Origin of the sequence: Cohaesibacter intestini (assembly GCF_003324485.1) — a bacterium.
Classification (GTDB): domain Bacteria; phylum Pseudomonadota; class Alphaproteobacteria; order Rhizobiales; family Cohaesibacteraceae; genus Cohaesibacter; species Cohaesibacter intestini.
On sequence record NZ_QODK01000002.1, the window covers coordinates 1,061,554 to 1,076,042 of the forward strand.

Sequence of the window (14,489 nt, forward strand, 5' to 3'; positions counted from 1 at the left end):
AACGCCCTCAACGCGGGCCGGGCTTTTGCTCCAGCGCATAGAGCGCTTCGGTATAATCGTCCATCTTCTTCTCAAGCAAAGCCCGCGCATCCAGCAATCCGCGATTGTAGAAGACCGGTGCCATGTAACGGGCCAGATGATCGAGCAGAAACTCCGCCTCAAAGCGCCCCAGCTCGAAGTCTAGCTCCTCGGCGACATACGCGCTGAGCAGTTCAACCAGATGCGCCTTTTCTCCGGGTGTTAACGTGACCTCGGTCATCCCACAATCCTCAGAGATGATACGTCAAAGATTTTGCAGGAACGGATTGTTCCGTCGCTCTTCGCCGATATTGGAATGATTGCCATGGCCACAAATGAAGGCCACATCATCGCCCAACGGCAGGATCTTGTCGCGGATCGAAGCCATCAGGGTGTCATAGTCGCCGCCGGGCAAATCGGTCCGGCCAATTGAGCCATTGAACAAGACATCCCCCATGATGGCAAACTGCGCATCTTCATTATAGAAAACCACATGGCCCGGCGCATGACCGGGGCAATGCAATACATCAAAGGCCATGCCGGCAATATCCACCTGATCCCCTTCAACCAGCCAGCGATCCGGCTCGCATGGTTTGGCTTCTGGCAGTCCGAACTGGATCGCCTGATCGGCCACCCGCTCCATCAGCATCCGGTCCGCTTCATGCGGGCCTTCCACCTCGACATCCAGCGCGTCGCGCAGCTCGGCCGCTCCCCCCACATGATCAATATGCCCGTGGGTGATCAGGATGCGTTCCACCTCGATCTTTTCATGCTCCAGCACCTTGAGGATCTGAGGCACATCCCCGCCCGGATCAATCACGACCCCCTTGCCGGTTTCTTCGTCCCAAATCAGCGTGCAATTCTGCTGAAATGGCGTCACGGGAACAATCGCTACTTTCATGATGCTGTCCTGTCTTGCGCACCATCGTTGGCTGCGCGGATGAGTAATATGGTTCGCGGCGGCAAAACCGATGCGAAGCGCTTTGCCCCATGCTTAGCCTGTTTCGTGACAAAATCCAATCCGACCTTCCTTGGGATCACCACCCTTGAGAAGGGTCTCATCGGTCATGGTCATCGCCTTGGCCGGAGCCTGTTTGTTGCCGCATGCGCCTGCTCCATCATCTTTGGGTGAACAGGCCTGCGCGAAAGTGGCACAATCAAAACGAGTCAGTTATCCTTGCGTCCAGTCGTTTCTTCAGGCCAGTACTATTCTTCAGGCCAGCACTATTCTTCAGGAGCGTTGGTGATGCAATTCAGGCAATCGATCAAAGGGTACGAAAGACAAGCGCCCGCGGCCACTGCAAGGCAGCCCCAATCCCAGTCGATTTTCTGGCTATTTGGTTTTTTATGCCTGTTCGCTCTTGTGTTTTGCGCCTCTCTGGCGCAAGCCGCCAACATTCCCATCCCACAACGTCTGATCGACAATCACCGCGCCACAATGGGCTGCTGGCTGGCAGACATCGACGATGACGAACTCTCAGACAAGGCGATTTACATCGATCTGGGTGTCCAGAAGCTTTATGGTTTCATCTGCTCGTCCAGCCTGTCAGGCGACAGCTACCGGCTGTTTCAGGTCGAGGATGGGCGAGATGAATGGGCCAACCTGATCTCGTTTCCTCAACTCGACACCAAGCTGGGCTGGTATGCCACCAGCCAGCTGCAAAAACCCACATGGGATGAAAAGAAAAAGCTGCTGCGCTCGGAAATTCCGAAACAGGGCTCGGCCAGTTCCTGCCGCCAGTTCAGCATCTATTCCTGGCAGAAGGACCGCTTTTTCATCGCCCAGATTGGCTTGGCCGGTGACTGCAAGGAAAAGGAAGATGCCGACAAGGATCTGATCATATATCCCTTCGTTGCCGAAGTGGAAGAAGGCAAGGCTGCAGGAACCGCACCCGGTGACGAAACGGAAGCAACCACCGACAAGGATGCGGATTCAGCGGAAAAGTCGGAAAAGAAGGCCAACTGAGCCGAGATCATTTGACAGTCCCCGCCCGCTCGTCCATTAGGGCGCATCCGGTCTTGGCCCGCCCTTGGGCCCAGGCACCACCCGTTGCAACCCGAGCATGCCATGAACTATCGCCACATCTACCATGCAGGCAATTTCGCTGACTGCCTGAAACATATCGTGCTAACGCGCATCCTGACCTATTTGCAGAAGAAGGACAAACCCTGCTTCTGTCTGGACAGCCATGCCGGTATCGGTGCCTATGATCTGTCGAGCGAGGAAGCTCAGAAGACCGGAGAGTGGCAACAGGGCATCGCCCGCCTGATGGGCCCGGATGCAGCCCCGCTGCCCGCCAACATTGCCCAGATGTGCGAGCCTTATCTGGCGATCATTCGCAAGTTGAACCCCGAAGGTCCGATCACCACCTATCCCGGATCACCGCTTCTGATGGCCGAAATGGCCCGCCAGCAGGACCGCGCCTTCTTTGTCGAAAAGCATCCCGACGATGCCGAGACCCTGAAGCAGACCATCCGCCGCGACCGCCGCTTCCATATCCGTCAGGAGGACGGTTGGAACGCCATCAAAGGCGACCTGCCGCCGCAGGAGCGCCGTGGCATGGTGCTGGTTGACCCGCCTTTTGAGGAAAAGGGCGAGTTCAATCGCATGATCTGGTACTTCACCCAAGGCTACAAGCGCTGGGCCAATGGCATCTATTGCCTCTGGTACCCGATCAAGGCCCGCCGCGATGTTGACGAGGCCGCGGGCATGCTCAAGGCCGAAGGCATCGACAATATCCTGCGCGCCGAGTTGGTGATCAACAAGCTCGACACGGCCAAACGCCTCAACGGCACCGGCATGTTCATCATCAATCCTCCTTTCATGCTGCATGACGAATTGTCTGCCCTGCTGCCGTTCCTTGCGGAGCGCCTTGGCGAGACGGCGCGCCGGTCCCATCTTGAATGGATCGCGCCGCCACGCTAGAAGCAAAGCGTGCGACACAAAAGGCAAGGATGGTCAGCCGAGCGGACAACCGGGCGCGGCCCATCCTTCATGGGGAACAATATGGCCATACACACAAAGCTTGTGGCATTGCTCACGACCCTTATGCTCTTTCCGCTGGCGTTTGATAAAGCGCAGGCCGACCGGGCTGGAGACTTCGATTATTACCTCCTCGCCCTGTCATGGTCCCCCTCCTATTGCGCCGATGATGGCCGACAGGGACGCGACAAGTTGCAGTGCTTTTCGGGCCGTCCCTATGGCTTTGTCATTCATGGTCTTTGGCCGCAACATGAAAGCGGCTACCCGGAATTTTGTCGCTCCTCGCACCGCAAGCCCTCCGACAAACTTGTCGACCAGATGCTGAAATATTCCCCAAGCCGCGGCCTGATCCATCATGAATGGAAGAAGCATGGCAGCTGCACCGGGCTGTCACCCCTTGACTATTTCCGCAAGGCCGTCAAAAGCTACAAATCGCTAAAGCGCCCAAGCCAGTTGGTGGGTCTGGAGCGTCCCCTGCTGATGACAGTCAAGCAAATCCGCGACGCCTTTCTCAACGCCAACCCGGATCTGCCGCGCGACAGCGTGCTGGTGACCTGCAAGCGGAACAAGCTGCGCGAGGTGCGGATTTGCTTTGACAAACAGGGAAGCCCACGCGCCTGCAGCCCCTCCGCATTCAAAGGGGCCTGCCGAGATCGGGGCAAGCTGCGCATTCTGGCTGTGCGATAATGTCGCACTTTTCCGGGCCCTGTCACGCCATTGTGACCTGCATCCGCTACCCCTCATCCCGGACAGCCACCAGCCGCAGAATTCTGCCACCTTTCGCCCAGAACGTGTGATTTCTTTCTTGACCTAGGCAAACGAACAGGCAAAGCTGCTGGAAAATCACATTCGGGGAGCAGACAGAATGTCATTTCCAATCCGTGCCGCCTTCAGCGCCGCTCTGCTGATCGCAGCAACCCTCAGCATGCCCGCCAAGGCAGCGATCCTGCCGGAATGCGATTCCGCTGGCGTGCTGGCCAAAATCAACCGCACCCTGACCATTGCAGAAAGCAATGTTGTCCGGTCCGGTGACCCGGTCGCCCAACTGCACTATATCCGCCAGTCCAAGCTCAGGGATCAGGGGCCGCGCGCATTCGCACAGCGCTATTGCCGCGCCACCGGTATCACGGAAAATGGTCGCAAAAAAAGGGTCTATTACTTGATTGAAGCCCGTGGCGGTTTTGCCGGTTACACCTATGGCGTCGAGGCTTGCATCCTTGGCCGCGATCCGTGGAAGGTCCACGGTGCCTATTGCAGGTCCCTGCGCTAGACCTGCTCTTGCCTGATCGACGCTCCAAGCCTCTGGCCAGCTTCTGGCCGGAGGCTTTCATTTTGATTGGCAGCGTGCACCGCGTCAGACCGACACAAATCCAGCACTCCCTATTTCCTTTGTCGAACGGCCTTTAAATCCCTCCGACGCCCGCCTATATAGGGGTTTACGCTTCAACAATCCCAAAGCCAGCGCCAGAACAAGCCCCTCGGCACCAACAATAATAACGGACGTCAAACGACCCATGATGATGTATCTGCACCTCGTTGGAGGTCTCCTGTTGCTCTTGATTGCCGGGGATCTTCTGGTAAGAGGCGCTATTGCGCTCGCTACCCGTCTGGGCATTCCGCCACTGATCATCGGCCTGACCATCGTCTCCTTCGGTACCTCGGCACCTGAATTGATCATCTCACTACGCGCCGCCTTTGAAGGGGCAGCCGGCATCGCCATCGGCAACGTGGTTGGATCCAACATCACCAACATCCTGCTCGTCCTTGGCATGCCAGCTCTAATCCGCATGACCCAATGCACGGAAAATGGCGTCCGCTCCAGTACCGTTTTCATGATGACCATCTCGATTGTCTTCACGGCCCTATGCTGGCAAGGGGTTCTCGATATCACAGCAGGCATTATCCTGTTGTCTCTGTTGGCTTTTTTCCTTTCCTGGACCGTATGGACCTCGCGCAAGCAAAAAGGCGAACCCTGTGATCTGATGGATGGCGATATGCTGGACGAGGCGCCATCGAGCCTTGGCCTAGCCGTTCTGTTCACTGTCGTCGGCATCATTGGCCTGCCCATTGGCGGCAATTTCACCATCGACGGAGCAACCGCCATTGCCCGCACATGGGGTGTTTCAGAGGCCACAATTGGTCTCACCGTCGTTGCGCTTGGCACCTCCCTGCCCGAACTGGTCACAACACTGGTTGCCGCCATTCGCAATCAGGGCGCGGTTGCCATCGGCAACGTGGTCGGCTCCAACATTTTCAACATTCTGGCCATCATGGGCCTGACGGCAACCATCATACCGATCAGGGTGCCCAGCGAAGTGATCGACTTTGACCTCTGGATCATGCTCGCCTCGTCTGCCCTGATGTTGCCTGTAGCCCTGCTGCGCATGAACATCACGCGGATGCGCGGCATCGCCATGTTGATTGCCTATGCAACCTATATTGCAGTGGTCTTCAAGGTTGGCGAGTTGCCCGACATTTCCCTCGGCATCAAATTCTGAGCCGACACACAAAGCCAAATGCCTTCGGGAGGGGTCTGTTTACAGCCCCTCCTTTTGATTCACCATTCATTCAATTTGCTCTAAAGTGCAGCCATGATTGACGAATCGAACCATCCCGACGCATCCCATCCTACCGACGACACCAATGCCACCCCCGCCAAACCGGCGACCGGCTTTGATGTCATCGCCGATTTCGTGCGCCGCTTGCCCAATGGTCCCGGCGTCTATCGCATGCTCAATGCGGGCGGCGATGTGCTCTATGTCGGCAAAGCCCGCAACCTGAAAAAGCGCGTCTCCAACTATGCCCGCCACGGCAACCAGACCAACCGCATCCTGCGGATGATCCAGTTGACCAGCTCGATGGAATTCGTCACCACCGCCACCGAGACCGAAGCCCTGCTGCTGGAAGCGAACCTGATCAAGCGCCTCCGCCCCCGCTTCAATGTGCTGCTGCGTGACGATAAGAGCTTCCCCTATATTCTGATCGGTGAAGACCATGCCGCCCCGCAAATCACCAAACATCGCGGCGCGCGCAAGAGAAAAGCCAAATATTACGGCCCCTTTGCCTCGGCAGGTGCTGTCAACAACACCATCAATGCCCTGCAAAAAGCCTTCCTTTTGCGCACCTGCACGGACTCGGTCTATGAAAGCCGCAGCCGCCCTTGCCTGCTCTATCAAATCAAGCGCTGCGCCGCCCCCTGCACCGGCGAAATCTCGATCGAACAGTATGGCGAGCTGGTCAAGGAAGCCCATCAATTCCTGACTGGCAAGAGCCAGACTGTGCGCAAGGAAATGGCGGAAAAGATGCAACAAGCATCAGAGGCCCTCGATTTCGAGACGGCGGCGATCTATCGCGACCGCTTGGCAGGCCTTAGCCATATTCAGTCCCATCAGGGCATCAACCCGCAGAATACCGAAGAAGCCGACGTCTTTGCCTGCTATCAGGATGGCGGCCAGACCTGCATTCAGGTCTTCTTTTTCCGCACCGGACAAAACTGGGGCAACCGCGCCTATTTCCCCAAGGCCGATAAGAGCCAGACCGAGGCAGAAGTGCTCGGTGCCTTTCTCGCCCAGTTTTATGACAACAAACCCTGCCCGCGTCTTGTGCTATTGTCCCATGAGATAGAGGAACAGGAGCTTGTCGCCGAGGCACTGACCAGCAAGAGCGACCACAAGGTCGCGGTCACCATGCCGCAAAGGGGCGAAAAACGCGCGCTGGTCGACCATGCCCATGCCAACGCCCGCGAAGCTTTGGGCCGCCGTCTGGCCGAAACCTCGACACAGGCCAAACTGCTTGATGGTGTCGCCGAGGTTTTTGGTCTGCCCGCCCGCCCGAACCGGATTGAAGTCTATGACAACAGCCACATTCAGGGCACCAATGCGGTTGGTGGCATGATCGTTGCCGGGTCAGATGGCTTCATGAAGAACCAGTATCGCAAATTCAACATCAAGTCCGACACGATCACCCCGGGGGATGATTTCGGCATGATGCGCGAAGTGCTGGAGCGCCGTTTCTCCCGTCTGTTGAAGGAAAATGGCCCTCGCCCCGAGATGACAGAAAAAGAAGCTGGCGACAATGAAGGCGTCAACATGCCAGACCCGGCCTGGCCGGATCTGTTGCTGATCGACGGCGGCAAGGGCCAGTTGAATGCGGTTTGCGAGACCCTCGCCGACCTCGGCATTCATGATCTGCCAATTGTTGGCGTCGCCAAAGGGCCGGATCGGGATGCGGGGCGCGAGCAGTTTTTCATGCCCGACCGCGACAGTTTCATGTTGCCCCTGCGCGACCCTGTCCTCTATTTCATTCAGCGCCTGCGCGACGAAGCCCACCGCTTCGCCATCGGCACCCATCGCGCCAAACGCAGCAAGCAGATTTCCCAGACCGGCCTTGATGACATTCCGGGCATCGGTCCATCCCGCAAACGCGCCCTATTGCATCATTTCGGCACCGCCAAGGCGGTGCGCAACGCCGCCCTTTCAGATCTCTTGGCCGTCGATGGCATATCTGAACAAATGGCCAAAGTGATCCACGCCTATTTCCACGAAGATGGCCACTGAACGGCACTAGGCATTAAAGCCGCATTGACGCCGCCCCTTCTGCCATGCTTTGAAGGGGGCGAGACGATTATGCAAGACCGCTGGTTTTTCAGCGACATCAGCCGCGCTGGGCCAGCATGATCTCAAGATGGAGCATTCTTTGCGCCCGTTTGCCACTCAGGCATCAGGCACGGACATGCCTCTGTCTTGAAGAAGGGCGCGACCAAGATGAATGGCTCCAAGACTTTCAGCCTTCCCAACATCCTCACATTCGGGCGCATTCTAGCGGTCCCGGCGGTGGTGTTCGTCCTGCTCTGGCCAGACAAGGACTGGGCCCGCTGGACTGCATTGGGCATCTTTTCTGTCGCTGCCATCACCGATTTTTTCGACGGCTATCTTGCCCGTCGCTGGAAAATGCAATCCGCTCTTGGCCGGATGCTCGATCCGATTGCCGACAAGCTATTGGTTTCCATCTGCATTGTCATGCTGGCCCATGACCAGACGCTCTATGGCTGGCATATCTGGGCCGGTGTGATCATCCTTTGCCGTGAAATTCTGGTTTCGGGCCTGCGCGAATTCCTTGCGGAGCTGCAGGTCAGTGTGCCGGTCACCAAGCTGGCCAAATGGAAAACCACGGCCCAGCTGATCGCCCTTGGCTTCTTGCTCGCAGGCCATGCAGGGGACAAGGTGTTGCCCTACAACACGGAAATTGGCCTCTCGCTGCTTTGGGTATCGGCGTTGCTCACCCTTTATACCGGTTATGACTATTTCCGCGCCGGGATGAAATATCTGATCAACGAGTAAGCGGCGCGAAGTCGTGACGTCTACCCGTTTGCCGTGCTACCGTCTGACAAAGACGAAAGAATCAGGTGGAAGCAGTTATGAAGCTCATTTATTTTGCATGGATCCGGGAACGCATCGGCAAGGAAGAAGAAGAAGTCGCCCTGCCTCCTTCTGTCACCACCGTCCATGATTTGCTTGTCTGGCAAAAGCAGCGCGGCGAAGAATATGAAGCCGCCTTTGGTGAAATCGACACCATCCGCGTCGCCCTTGACCAGTTTCATGCCGACCCGTCCGATCCCGTCGGCGCTGCCGGTGAAATTGCCTTTTTCCCGCCCATGACCGGTGGTTAGGAGCGACCCATGGCGGTTAGGCTTCAGCGCGACGATTTTGACATTGGACGAGAGATTGATCACTTGGTGGCGGGCCGCACCTCCATCGGGGCTGCGGTCACCTTCACCGGACTGGTGCGCGACATGATCGGCGACCAGCGCATTCTCGACATGGAACTGGAGCATTACCCGGCCATGGCACAGGCCGAGCTTGAACGGATCGAGGCAGAGGCCCGTCAGCGTTGGCCAATGCTCGAAGGCACCACCATCATCCACCGCTATGGCACCTTGGCGCCGGGCGACCGGATTGTTTTGGTGATCACCCTGTCGTCCCACCGTCAGGCGGCCTTTGACGCCAACAATTTCATCATGGATTTCCTCAAAACCCGCGCTCCTTTTTGGAAAAAAGAGCGTCTCGCCAGCGGCAACGCCCAATGGGTCGAGGCAAAAGACAAGGATGACGAAGCCACCCGGCGCTGGCATCAGGACTGAAGCCCAAAAGACTGAAACCCAGACACGAAAACGGCGCCCATTGGCGCCGTTTCTTATTCTGTCAGCACTGATCCTCCAAGGGGATCACTCGGCAGCGATGGCCTTCGGGGTGACTTCATTGGTATAGTCATCCATCAGCTGCTTGGTGATGTCGCCCGGCGTGAAGCCATAATTGTCGATGACCGATACCGGAGTAACCTCAACCGCCGTACCGGTCAGGAAGCATTCCTCGAAATCGCCCAGCTCTTCCGGGCGGATCTTGCGCTCGATAACCTCAATGCCGCGCCGCTTGGCAAGCTCGATGGTGGTCTGGCGAGTGATGCCATCCAGGAAGCAATCCGGGGTCGGAGTATGCAAAACCCCATTCTTGGTGAAGAAGATGTTCGCTCCGGTGGCCTCGGCGATATAGCCTTCGAAATCCAGCATCATCGCATCATTGAAGCCTTGACGCTCAACCTTGTGCTTGGACAGGGTGCAAATCATGTAAAGACCAGCGGCCTTGGCACGGCAAGGAATGGTACGTGGATCCGGGCGACGCCATTCAGCAGTCGCCAGACGCAGACCTTTGAGGCGATCTTCCGGTTTGAAATAGGATGGCCATTCCCAAGCGGCAACAGCAACATTGATCCGGTTCGACTGGGCAGAGATGCCCATCATTTCGGAACCGCGCCAGACAATCGGCCGCAGATAAGCGTCCTGAAGGCCTTCTTTTTCAAGAATCTCGATCTGAATCCGGTTCAGTTCTTCCCGGCTGTAAGGCATTTCCATACCAAGCATGTCTGCCGAGGCGAAGAGCCGGTTGGTATGCTGCTCCAGCTTGAAAATCTCGCCACCATAGGCCCGAACACCTTCAAACACGCTGGAAGCGTAATGCAGACCGTGGGACAAGACATGCATCTTGGCATCCTTCCAGTCGACATAGTCACCATTATACCAGATATGGCCTTCGCGTTGATCAAATGCAGGTCCTGCCATCGTTTCACTCCTGTACAGACAGTCGGTTCGGTCCGGCTGTGGTTGCTTGCCCGAAAGACTTTTGCTTTGTCCGATGACTGTCGCTATGGTCTGGGCAGCTTTATGATTCCAATCAGCGAAGGAACAGATCTCCAAATTTTCGCATGAAAATGATCATTCCTTTCGCCTGTCGTGCTATCTAGGTAACAAATGACACAAATTAAGTCAACAATGCTGACTTAAATTTTTATCTCTCCCTGTGCAGCAACACAGGCAAGAGAAAACGGTTCCATCCGGATGGAACAATATTGTAAGAATATATTTCCAGATGACGCTACCAAAACGGTATACATCTCGCAGGAAGACCAAAAAAGCGAAACAGAAAAATGGTTGAAAAAAACTCTGACTCCGGATCAGTCGTGACGCTCCCCATGTCTGAACAGGATGGAATCTCGTTTGAAATGATCGAGCTTCTCTTCTTTGCCTACCGCGATTTCGTTGCCGACCCAGACTCGATGCTGGCTCAATATTCCTATGGCCGCGCCCATCACCGGGTGCTGCATTTTGTCAACCGCACCCCGGGCATCCCCGTTGCCACCCTGCTCGAAATCCTCAAGATCACCAAGCAGAGCCTTGCCCGTGTCTTGAAACAGTTGATAGAGGACGGCTATATCACCCAGCAGACAGGCGAGCAGGACCGCCGCCAACGGCTGCTTTATCCCACTGAGAAGGGTCGCGCGCTGGCGCTGGAAATTTCCCGCTGTCAGGCCCGCCGGATAGAGGACGCCCTGCAAACCCTGCCAGAAAGCACCAGACAGGCCAGCAAGGCCTTTCTCTATGCCATGATTGAGCCACAAGACCGCCCCATGGTGCGCCACCTCAACAAGGGTCTTGCCGCCTTGAATAACGCGGACAGCGATGCTGACGTCATCCGCATTTCGAAATAAAGGACACATCAATGCCCAGCGCAGATCACGCTCTGCCCGACAATGCCCAGCATCTGCTGGTGATTGACGACGACAGCCGCATTCGCAATCTTCTGCAACGCTTTCTGGTCAAGGAAGGCTTTCGGGTCTCCACAGCGCAAAATGCCCTGGAAGCCCGCAAGATGTTTTCCGGACTGGCCTTTGATCTCCTGATCCTCGATGTGATGATGCCCGGCGAAAGCGGCATGGAGCTTGCCCGCGACCTGCGCAAAGATGACGACGTACCCATCCTGATGCTGACCGCTCGCGATGAGAGCGAGAGCCGCATTCAGGGTCTTGAAATCGGTGTTGATGATTATCTCACCAAGCCCTTCGAACCGCGCGAGTTGCTTCTGCGCATCCGCAACATCCTCAAGCGCCACAATCTGCGTGCCGCAGTCCCCATCGATCAGGTGACCTTCGGCCCCTTCTGCTACAAGCTGGAACGCCAGGAACTGCTCTGCGGCGAGGATGTCATCCGCCTGACCGACAGAGAGCGCGAATTGCTGTCGCTCTTTGCGGCCCAACCCGGCGCAACCGTCACCCGCACTGCCCTTGCCGGAGAAGACGGCACCGGCGAACGCACGGTCGATGTGCAGATCAACCGCCTGCGCCGCAAGATTGAACCGGACCCGTCCAATCCGATCTACTTGCAAACCATCCGCGGCATCGGCTATCGCTTGCTGACCGACTAGAGGCAGAAGGGGCCAACTCCGAACCCTGTCACCTGATCCGAGACATACAGGCATGAGCGACCAGAAACCCGACCAGCACAAGACGTCCGAGCGCTCGAAGGCAGCAGCAGACGAGGATATGTCCCGCGCCTTGAGCGCCCGGCAAGCCGTGTTGCGGCTGGTTGGTCCCCTTGGCTGGCTTTATCGTGGCTATGGCAAGGTTGCGCGGCAATTGTCCAGATTGATGCCCAAGGGCCTTTATGCCCGCTCACTCATCATCATTGTCGCGCCGATGGTCATTCTTCAATCGGTTCTGGCCTTTGTCTTTATGGAACGCCACTGGCAGACCGTCACCAACCGCCTATCGACGGCCGTGACACAGGATATTGCCGCCATCATCGCGGTGCTGGAAACCTATCCGCAGGACGAGAATTACGACCGGATCATCAATCTGGCCAAGGACAAGCTGGATCTCAACATTTCGATCCTGCCCGACGGCCCCTTGCCTCCCCCGGCCCCGAAGCCCTTCTTCACCCTGCTTGATCACGCCCTGTCGAAACGCATCACCAATCTGATCGGCAAACCCTTCTGGATCGACACGGTCGGCCGTTCCAACATTGTTGAAGTCCGCATCAAGCTCGACGACAAGGTCTTGAGGGTCTTTGCCCGCCGGTCACAGGCCTATGCCTCCAACTCTCACATCTTTCTGCTCTGGATGATTGGCACGTCACTGGTCTTGCTGGTGGTCGCCATTCTCTTCCTGCGCAACCAAATCCGCCCGATTCAGCGCTTGGCTGACGCCGCCGAGCGTTTCGGCAAAGGACAGGAGGCCCGTAACTTCCGCCCCTCGGGTGCCCGCGAAGTGCGCCGCGCCGCCCATGCCTTCCTTGAAATGAAGCGCCGCATCGAGCGCCAGATTGAACAGCGCACCACCATGCTGGCCGGTGTCAGCCACGATTTACGCACCATTCTGACCCGCTTCAAACTGCAGTTGGCCCTGTTGGATGACGAACCGGAAGTGCGCGACATGCAGCGCGATGTGGACGAAATGCAATTGATGCTGGAAGACTATCTGGCGTTTGCCCGAGGGTCCTCGTCTGAGACAGCGGAAATGATCTCGATCCCCGAATTGCTTGAAGAACTAGAGCATGATGCCCAGCGCACTGGGATGGCCCTGACCATCCAGCACACGGGTGGCAACCGTGTTGAAGTCAGGCCCAACACCATCAAGCGCTGCCTCCACAATCTGCTGAGCAACGCGGAACGCTATGCCGACCGGATCGAACTGACTTCCGAACGGCTCGGTAACTGGTGGCTGATTGAAATTGATGACAATGGCCCCGGCATCCCGGAAGCCGAGCTGGAAAGCGTCTTCCGCCCCTTCCATCGCCTTGATACGGCCCGCAATCAGGACACACCCAACACCGGACTCGGTCTTGCCATCGCCCGCGACATTGCCCGCGGCCATGGTGGCGACATCAAACTAGGCCGCAGCAAACTGGGCGGTCTCAAAGCCACCCTCCGTTTGCCTTCCTGACGATGCGACAACGTGCGCCCTAGTGCAGACGTGACCCGTTCGGTACCGACTTGTCGACCTTGGCCAACACAATGTTGCCTTCGCCATCATCATAGCCAAGGGTCAGCACTTCGGACATGAACGGTCCGATCTGGCGCGGCGGGAAATTGACCACCGCCATCACCTGCCGCCCGACCAGATCCTCCGGTTTGTAATGCACCGTGATCTGGGCCGAGCTTTTCTTCACGCCAATGGCGTCGCCAAAGTCGATTTTCAGCTTATAGGCCGGTTTACGGGCCTGAGGAAAATCCACCGCCTCTACGACCGTCCCAACACGAATATCGACTTTCAGAAAATCATCAAACTGGATTTCGGGGGTGATATCCGTCATGGCGGGCTCCTTGGCAAATTGTCAAAGCCCGAATGGTTGCCGATCAGCCCGTCCCGTTCAAGAAGGCATTGGCTGAGCCGGTGGCTCATCCACAGCGGACATGTCGGTCACATTGCCGTCAGATGGAGCCAGCCCGTCGGTTGAGGCCGCCTCATCACGCCCAGTTCTGCGAGCGCTTTTCCGGCACCGCCGCCCTGCCTTTGGCAACAGACAGGCAATCCGCTCGGCCCGCCGCAAGGCACTTTCCCCTTGCTTGAGATACTTATCAAGCGCCGACATTGTCTTGGTGAGGTCTTCACTGTCATCCTCCAGCCAGACCCGGAATACCCGTGCATAGGTCGCCAAAGCGCCCTTGCTACGGATGATGCCGGAGATCCCGGCAGGCGAAATCTGGGCGATATCGAGAAACCAGTCCGCGGTCAGGCGTGACAGGGCCACCAGATGCAGCGACAGCATCGGATCCCGGCGTGCCGCCTTGCTCAGGGCAACGATCAACGCCCGATTGCCCTGCATGGCCTCGAACCGCGCCATCATCACGTCAAGCAAGCGTTCACGCGCCGGTTCGTCCACCATCTCCCGATCATAGGCATCCAGCATCGCCGCATCGGTCCGGCGGATCAGTTCGGTGACATAGGCATAGCGGTTCCGATACTCGACAAAGGCGATATGCAAGTCGACCCCGGCAGCCGTCGCAATCTCGGCGCACGAGACGCTCCGCCAGCCATCAGCCAGCACGGAGCGGGAAAACTGGTCGAAGAGTGTCTGACGGACATCCTGATTCTGCTGCATTTTATCCCCTTTCACGAGTATGGTTCGAAGTCGGGTTGCTTGTCCCATCTTTACGGCCTG

General features: G+C 57.2%; 18 protein-coding genes. 13 read left to right on the top strand and 5 right to left on the bottom strand.

The window, feature by feature from the left end:
* Positions 1–7: 7 nt before the first annotated feature.
* Positions 8–259, bottom strand: a complete 252-nt coding sequence (locus tag DSD30_RS10425) for a DUF2164 domain-containing protein (RefSeq protein WP_114009544.1) — start codon at positions 257–259, stop codon at positions 8–10.
* Positions 260–283: 24 nt separating this feature from the next.
* Positions 284–919, bottom strand: coding sequence for an MBL fold metallo-hydrolase (locus DSD30_RS10430; RefSeq protein ID WP_114009545.1), 636 nt, complete (start codon positions 917–919; stop codon positions 284–286).
* A 39-nt stretch (positions 920–958) separates the two neighbouring features.
* Between DSD30_RS10430 and DSD30_RS10435 the strand changes: the two genes are divergently transcribed.
* The 10 genes from DSD30_RS10435 (at position 959) to DSD30_RS10480 (ending at position 9,140) form a co-directional block, all read left to right on the top strand.
* Positions 959–1,150, top strand: coding sequence for a hypothetical protein (locus DSD30_RS10435; protein ID WP_138147241.1), 192 nt, complete (start codon positions 959–961; stop codon positions 1,148–1,150).
* A 114-nt stretch (positions 1,151–1,264) separates the two neighbouring features.
* Positions 1,265–1,984 (top strand): hypothetical protein, encoded by a 720-nt coding sequence (locus tag DSD30_RS10440; RefSeq protein WP_114009547.1) that lies wholly within the window; start codon positions 1,265–1,267, stop codon positions 1,982–1,984.
* A 102-nt stretch (positions 1,985–2,086) separates the two neighbouring features.
* Positions 2,087–2,944: a 23S rRNA (adenine(2030)-N(6))-methyltransferase RlmJ gene (locus DSD30_RS10445; protein WP_114009548.1), complete on the top strand. Its 858-nt coding sequence runs from the start codon at positions 2,087–2,089 to the stop codon at positions 2,942–2,944.
* Between the two features lie 81 nt (positions 2,945–3,025).
* Positions 3,026–3,688 (top strand): ribonuclease T2 family protein, encoded by a 663-nt coding sequence (locus tag DSD30_RS10450; RefSeq protein ID WP_157967646.1) that lies wholly within the window; start codon positions 3,026–3,028, stop codon positions 3,686–3,688.
* A 178-nt stretch (positions 3,689–3,866) separates the two neighbouring features.
* Positions 3,867–4,271, top strand: coding sequence for a hypothetical protein (locus tag DSD30_RS10455; RefSeq protein ID WP_114009550.1), 405 nt, complete (start codon positions 3,867–3,869; stop codon positions 4,269–4,271).
* 244 nt (positions 4,272–4,515) lie between these two features.
* On the top strand, positions 4,516–5,499 hold the full coding sequence (locus DSD30_RS10460; protein WP_114009551.1) for a calcium/sodium antiporter: 984 nt from the start codon (positions 4,516–4,518) through the stop codon (positions 5,497–5,499).
* Positions 5,500–5,592: 93 nt separating this feature from the next.
* Positions 5,593–7,557, top strand: coding sequence for an excinuclease ABC subunit UvrC (gene uvrC, locus DSD30_RS10465; RefSeq protein WP_114009552.1), 1,965 nt, complete (start codon positions 5,593–5,595; stop codon positions 7,555–7,557).
* 207 nt (positions 7,558–7,764) lie between these two features.
* Positions 7,765–8,340 carry a CDP-diacylglycerol--glycerol-3-phosphate 3-phosphatidyltransferase gene (gene pgsA / locus DSD30_RS10470; protein ID WP_114009716.1) on the top strand — a complete coding sequence of 192 codons (576 nt, stop codon included), beginning with the start codon at positions 7,765–7,767 and terminating at the stop codon, positions 8,338–8,340.
* A gap of 77 nt (positions 8,341–8,417) precedes the next feature.
* Positions 8,418–8,669, top strand: a complete 252-nt coding sequence (gene moaD / locus DSD30_RS10475; RefSeq protein WP_114009553.1) for a molybdopterin converting factor subunit 1 — start codon at positions 8,418–8,420, stop codon at positions 8,667–8,669.
* A 9-nt stretch (positions 8,670–8,678) separates the two neighbouring features.
* On the top strand, positions 8,679–9,140 hold the full coding sequence (locus DSD30_RS10480) for a molybdenum cofactor biosynthesis protein MoaE (RefSeq protein WP_114009554.1): 462 nt from the start codon (positions 8,679–8,681) through the stop codon (positions 9,138–9,140).
* An 84-nt stretch (positions 9,141–9,224) separates the two neighbouring features.
* On the opposite strand, the gene DSD30_RS10485 is transcribed toward DSD30_RS10480, so the two are convergent.
* The gene (locus tag DSD30_RS10485; RefSeq protein ID WP_114009555.1) at positions 9,225–10,115 is read right to left on the bottom strand and encodes a branched-chain amino acid aminotransferase; all 891 of its coding nucleotides are present in this window, start codon (positions 10,113–10,115) and stop codon (positions 9,225–9,227) included.
* 410 nt (positions 10,116–10,525) lie between these two features.
* On the opposite strand from DSD30_RS10485, the gene DSD30_RS10490 reads away from it, so the two are divergent.
* The 3 genes from DSD30_RS10490 (at position 10,526) to DSD30_RS10500 (ending at position 13,270) form a co-directional block, all read left to right on the top strand.
* Positions 10,526–11,041, top strand: a complete 516-nt coding sequence (locus DSD30_RS10490; RefSeq protein WP_245418423.1) for a MarR family winged helix-turn-helix transcriptional regulator — start codon at positions 10,526–10,528, stop codon at positions 11,039–11,041.
* Positions 11,042–11,052: 11 nt separating this feature from the next.
* Positions 11,053–11,754 carry a response regulator gene (locus DSD30_RS10495; RefSeq protein ID WP_114009557.1) on the top strand — a complete coding sequence of 234 codons (702 nt, stop codon included), beginning with the start codon at positions 11,053–11,055 and terminating at the stop codon, positions 11,752–11,754.
* A gap of 130 nt (positions 11,755–11,884) precedes the next feature.
* On the top strand, positions 11,885–13,270 hold the full coding sequence (locus DSD30_RS10500) for an ATP-binding protein (RefSeq protein WP_425359459.1): 1,386 nt from the start codon (positions 11,885–11,887) through the stop codon (positions 13,268–13,270).
* Positions 13,271–13,289: 19 nt separating this feature from the next.
* On the opposite strand, the gene DSD30_RS10505 is transcribed toward DSD30_RS10500, so the two are convergent.
* Positions 13,290–13,640: a tRNA-binding protein gene (locus DSD30_RS10505; protein WP_114009558.1), complete on the bottom strand. Its 351-nt coding sequence runs from the start codon at positions 13,638–13,640 to the stop codon at positions 13,290–13,292.
* A 57-nt stretch (positions 13,641–13,697) separates the two neighbouring features.
* On the bottom strand, positions 13,698–14,429 hold the full coding sequence (locus DSD30_RS10510) for a hypothetical protein (protein WP_114009559.1): 732 nt from the start codon (positions 14,427–14,429) through the stop codon (positions 13,698–13,700).
* Positions 14,430–14,489: the final 60 nt, after the last annotated feature.

What these genes read in the sequence shown, in the direction of transcription:
- DSD30_RS10485 (WP_114009555.1), bottom strand. Translation starts at nt 10,115, where the DNA reads ATGGCAGGACCTGCATTTGATCAACGCGAAGGCCATATCTGGTATAAT.
- DSD30_RS10430 (WP_114009545.1), bottom strand. Translation starts at nt 919, where the DNA reads ATGAAAGTAGCGATTGTTCCCGTGACGCCATTTCAGCAGAATTGCACG.
- DSD30_RS10510 (WP_114009559.1), bottom strand. Translation starts at nt 14,429, where the DNA reads ATGCAGCAGAATCAGGATGTCCGTCAGACACTCTTCGACCAGTTTTCC.
- DSD30_RS10480 (WP_114009554.1), top strand. Translation starts at nt 8,679, where the DNA reads ATGGCGGTTAGGCTTCAGCGCGACGATTTTGACATTGGACGAGAGATT.
- moaD (WP_114009553.1), top strand. Translation starts at nt 8,418, where the DNA reads ATGAAGCTCATTTATTTTGCATGGATCCGGGAACGCATCGGCAAGGAA.
- DSD30_RS10490 (WP_245418423.1), top strand. Translation starts at nt 10,526, where the DNA reads ATGTCTGAACAGGATGGAATCTCGTTTGAAATGATCGAGCTTCTCTTC.
- DSD30_RS10495 (WP_114009557.1), top strand. Translation starts at nt 11,053, where the DNA reads ATGCCCAGCGCAGATCACGCTCTGCCCGACAATGCCCAGCATCTGCTG.
- DSD30_RS10440 (WP_114009547.1), top strand. Translation starts at nt 1,265, where the DNA reads ATGCAATTCAGGCAATCGATCAAAGGGTACGAAAGACAAGCGCCCGCG.
- DSD30_RS10445 (WP_114009548.1), top strand. Translation starts at nt 2,087, where the DNA reads ATGAACTATCGCCACATCTACCATGCAGGCAATTTCGCTGACTGCCTG.
- DSD30_RS10435 (WP_138147241.1), top strand. Translation starts at nt 959, where the DNA reads ATGAGTAATATGGTTCGCGGCGGCAAAACCGATGCGAAGCGCTTTGCC.
- pgsA (WP_114009716.1), top strand. Translation starts at nt 7,765, where the DNA reads ATGAATGGCTCCAAGACTTTCAGCCTTCCCAACATCCTCACATTCGGG.
- DSD30_RS10450 (WP_157967646.1), top strand. Translation starts at nt 3,026, where the DNA reads ATGGCCATACACACAAAGCTTGTGGCATTGCTCACGACCCTTATGCTC.
- DSD30_RS10425 (WP_114009544.1), bottom strand. Translation starts at nt 259, where the DNA reads ATGACCGAGGTCACGTTAACACCCGGAGAAAAGGCGCATCTGGTTGAA.
- DSD30_RS10505 (WP_114009558.1), bottom strand. Translation starts at nt 13,640, where the DNA reads ATGACGGATATCACCCCCGAAATCCAGTTTGATGATTTTCTGAAAGTC.
- DSD30_RS10455 (WP_114009550.1), top strand. Translation starts at nt 3,867, where the DNA reads ATGTCATTTCCAATCCGTGCCGCCTTCAGCGCCGCTCTGCTGATCGCA.
- DSD30_RS10460 (WP_114009551.1), top strand. Translation starts at nt 4,516, where the DNA reads ATGATGATGTATCTGCACCTCGTTGGAGGTCTCCTGTTGCTCTTGATT.
- uvrC (WP_114009552.1), top strand. Translation starts at nt 5,593, where the DNA reads ATGATTGACGAATCGAACCATCCCGACGCATCCCATCCTACCGACGAC.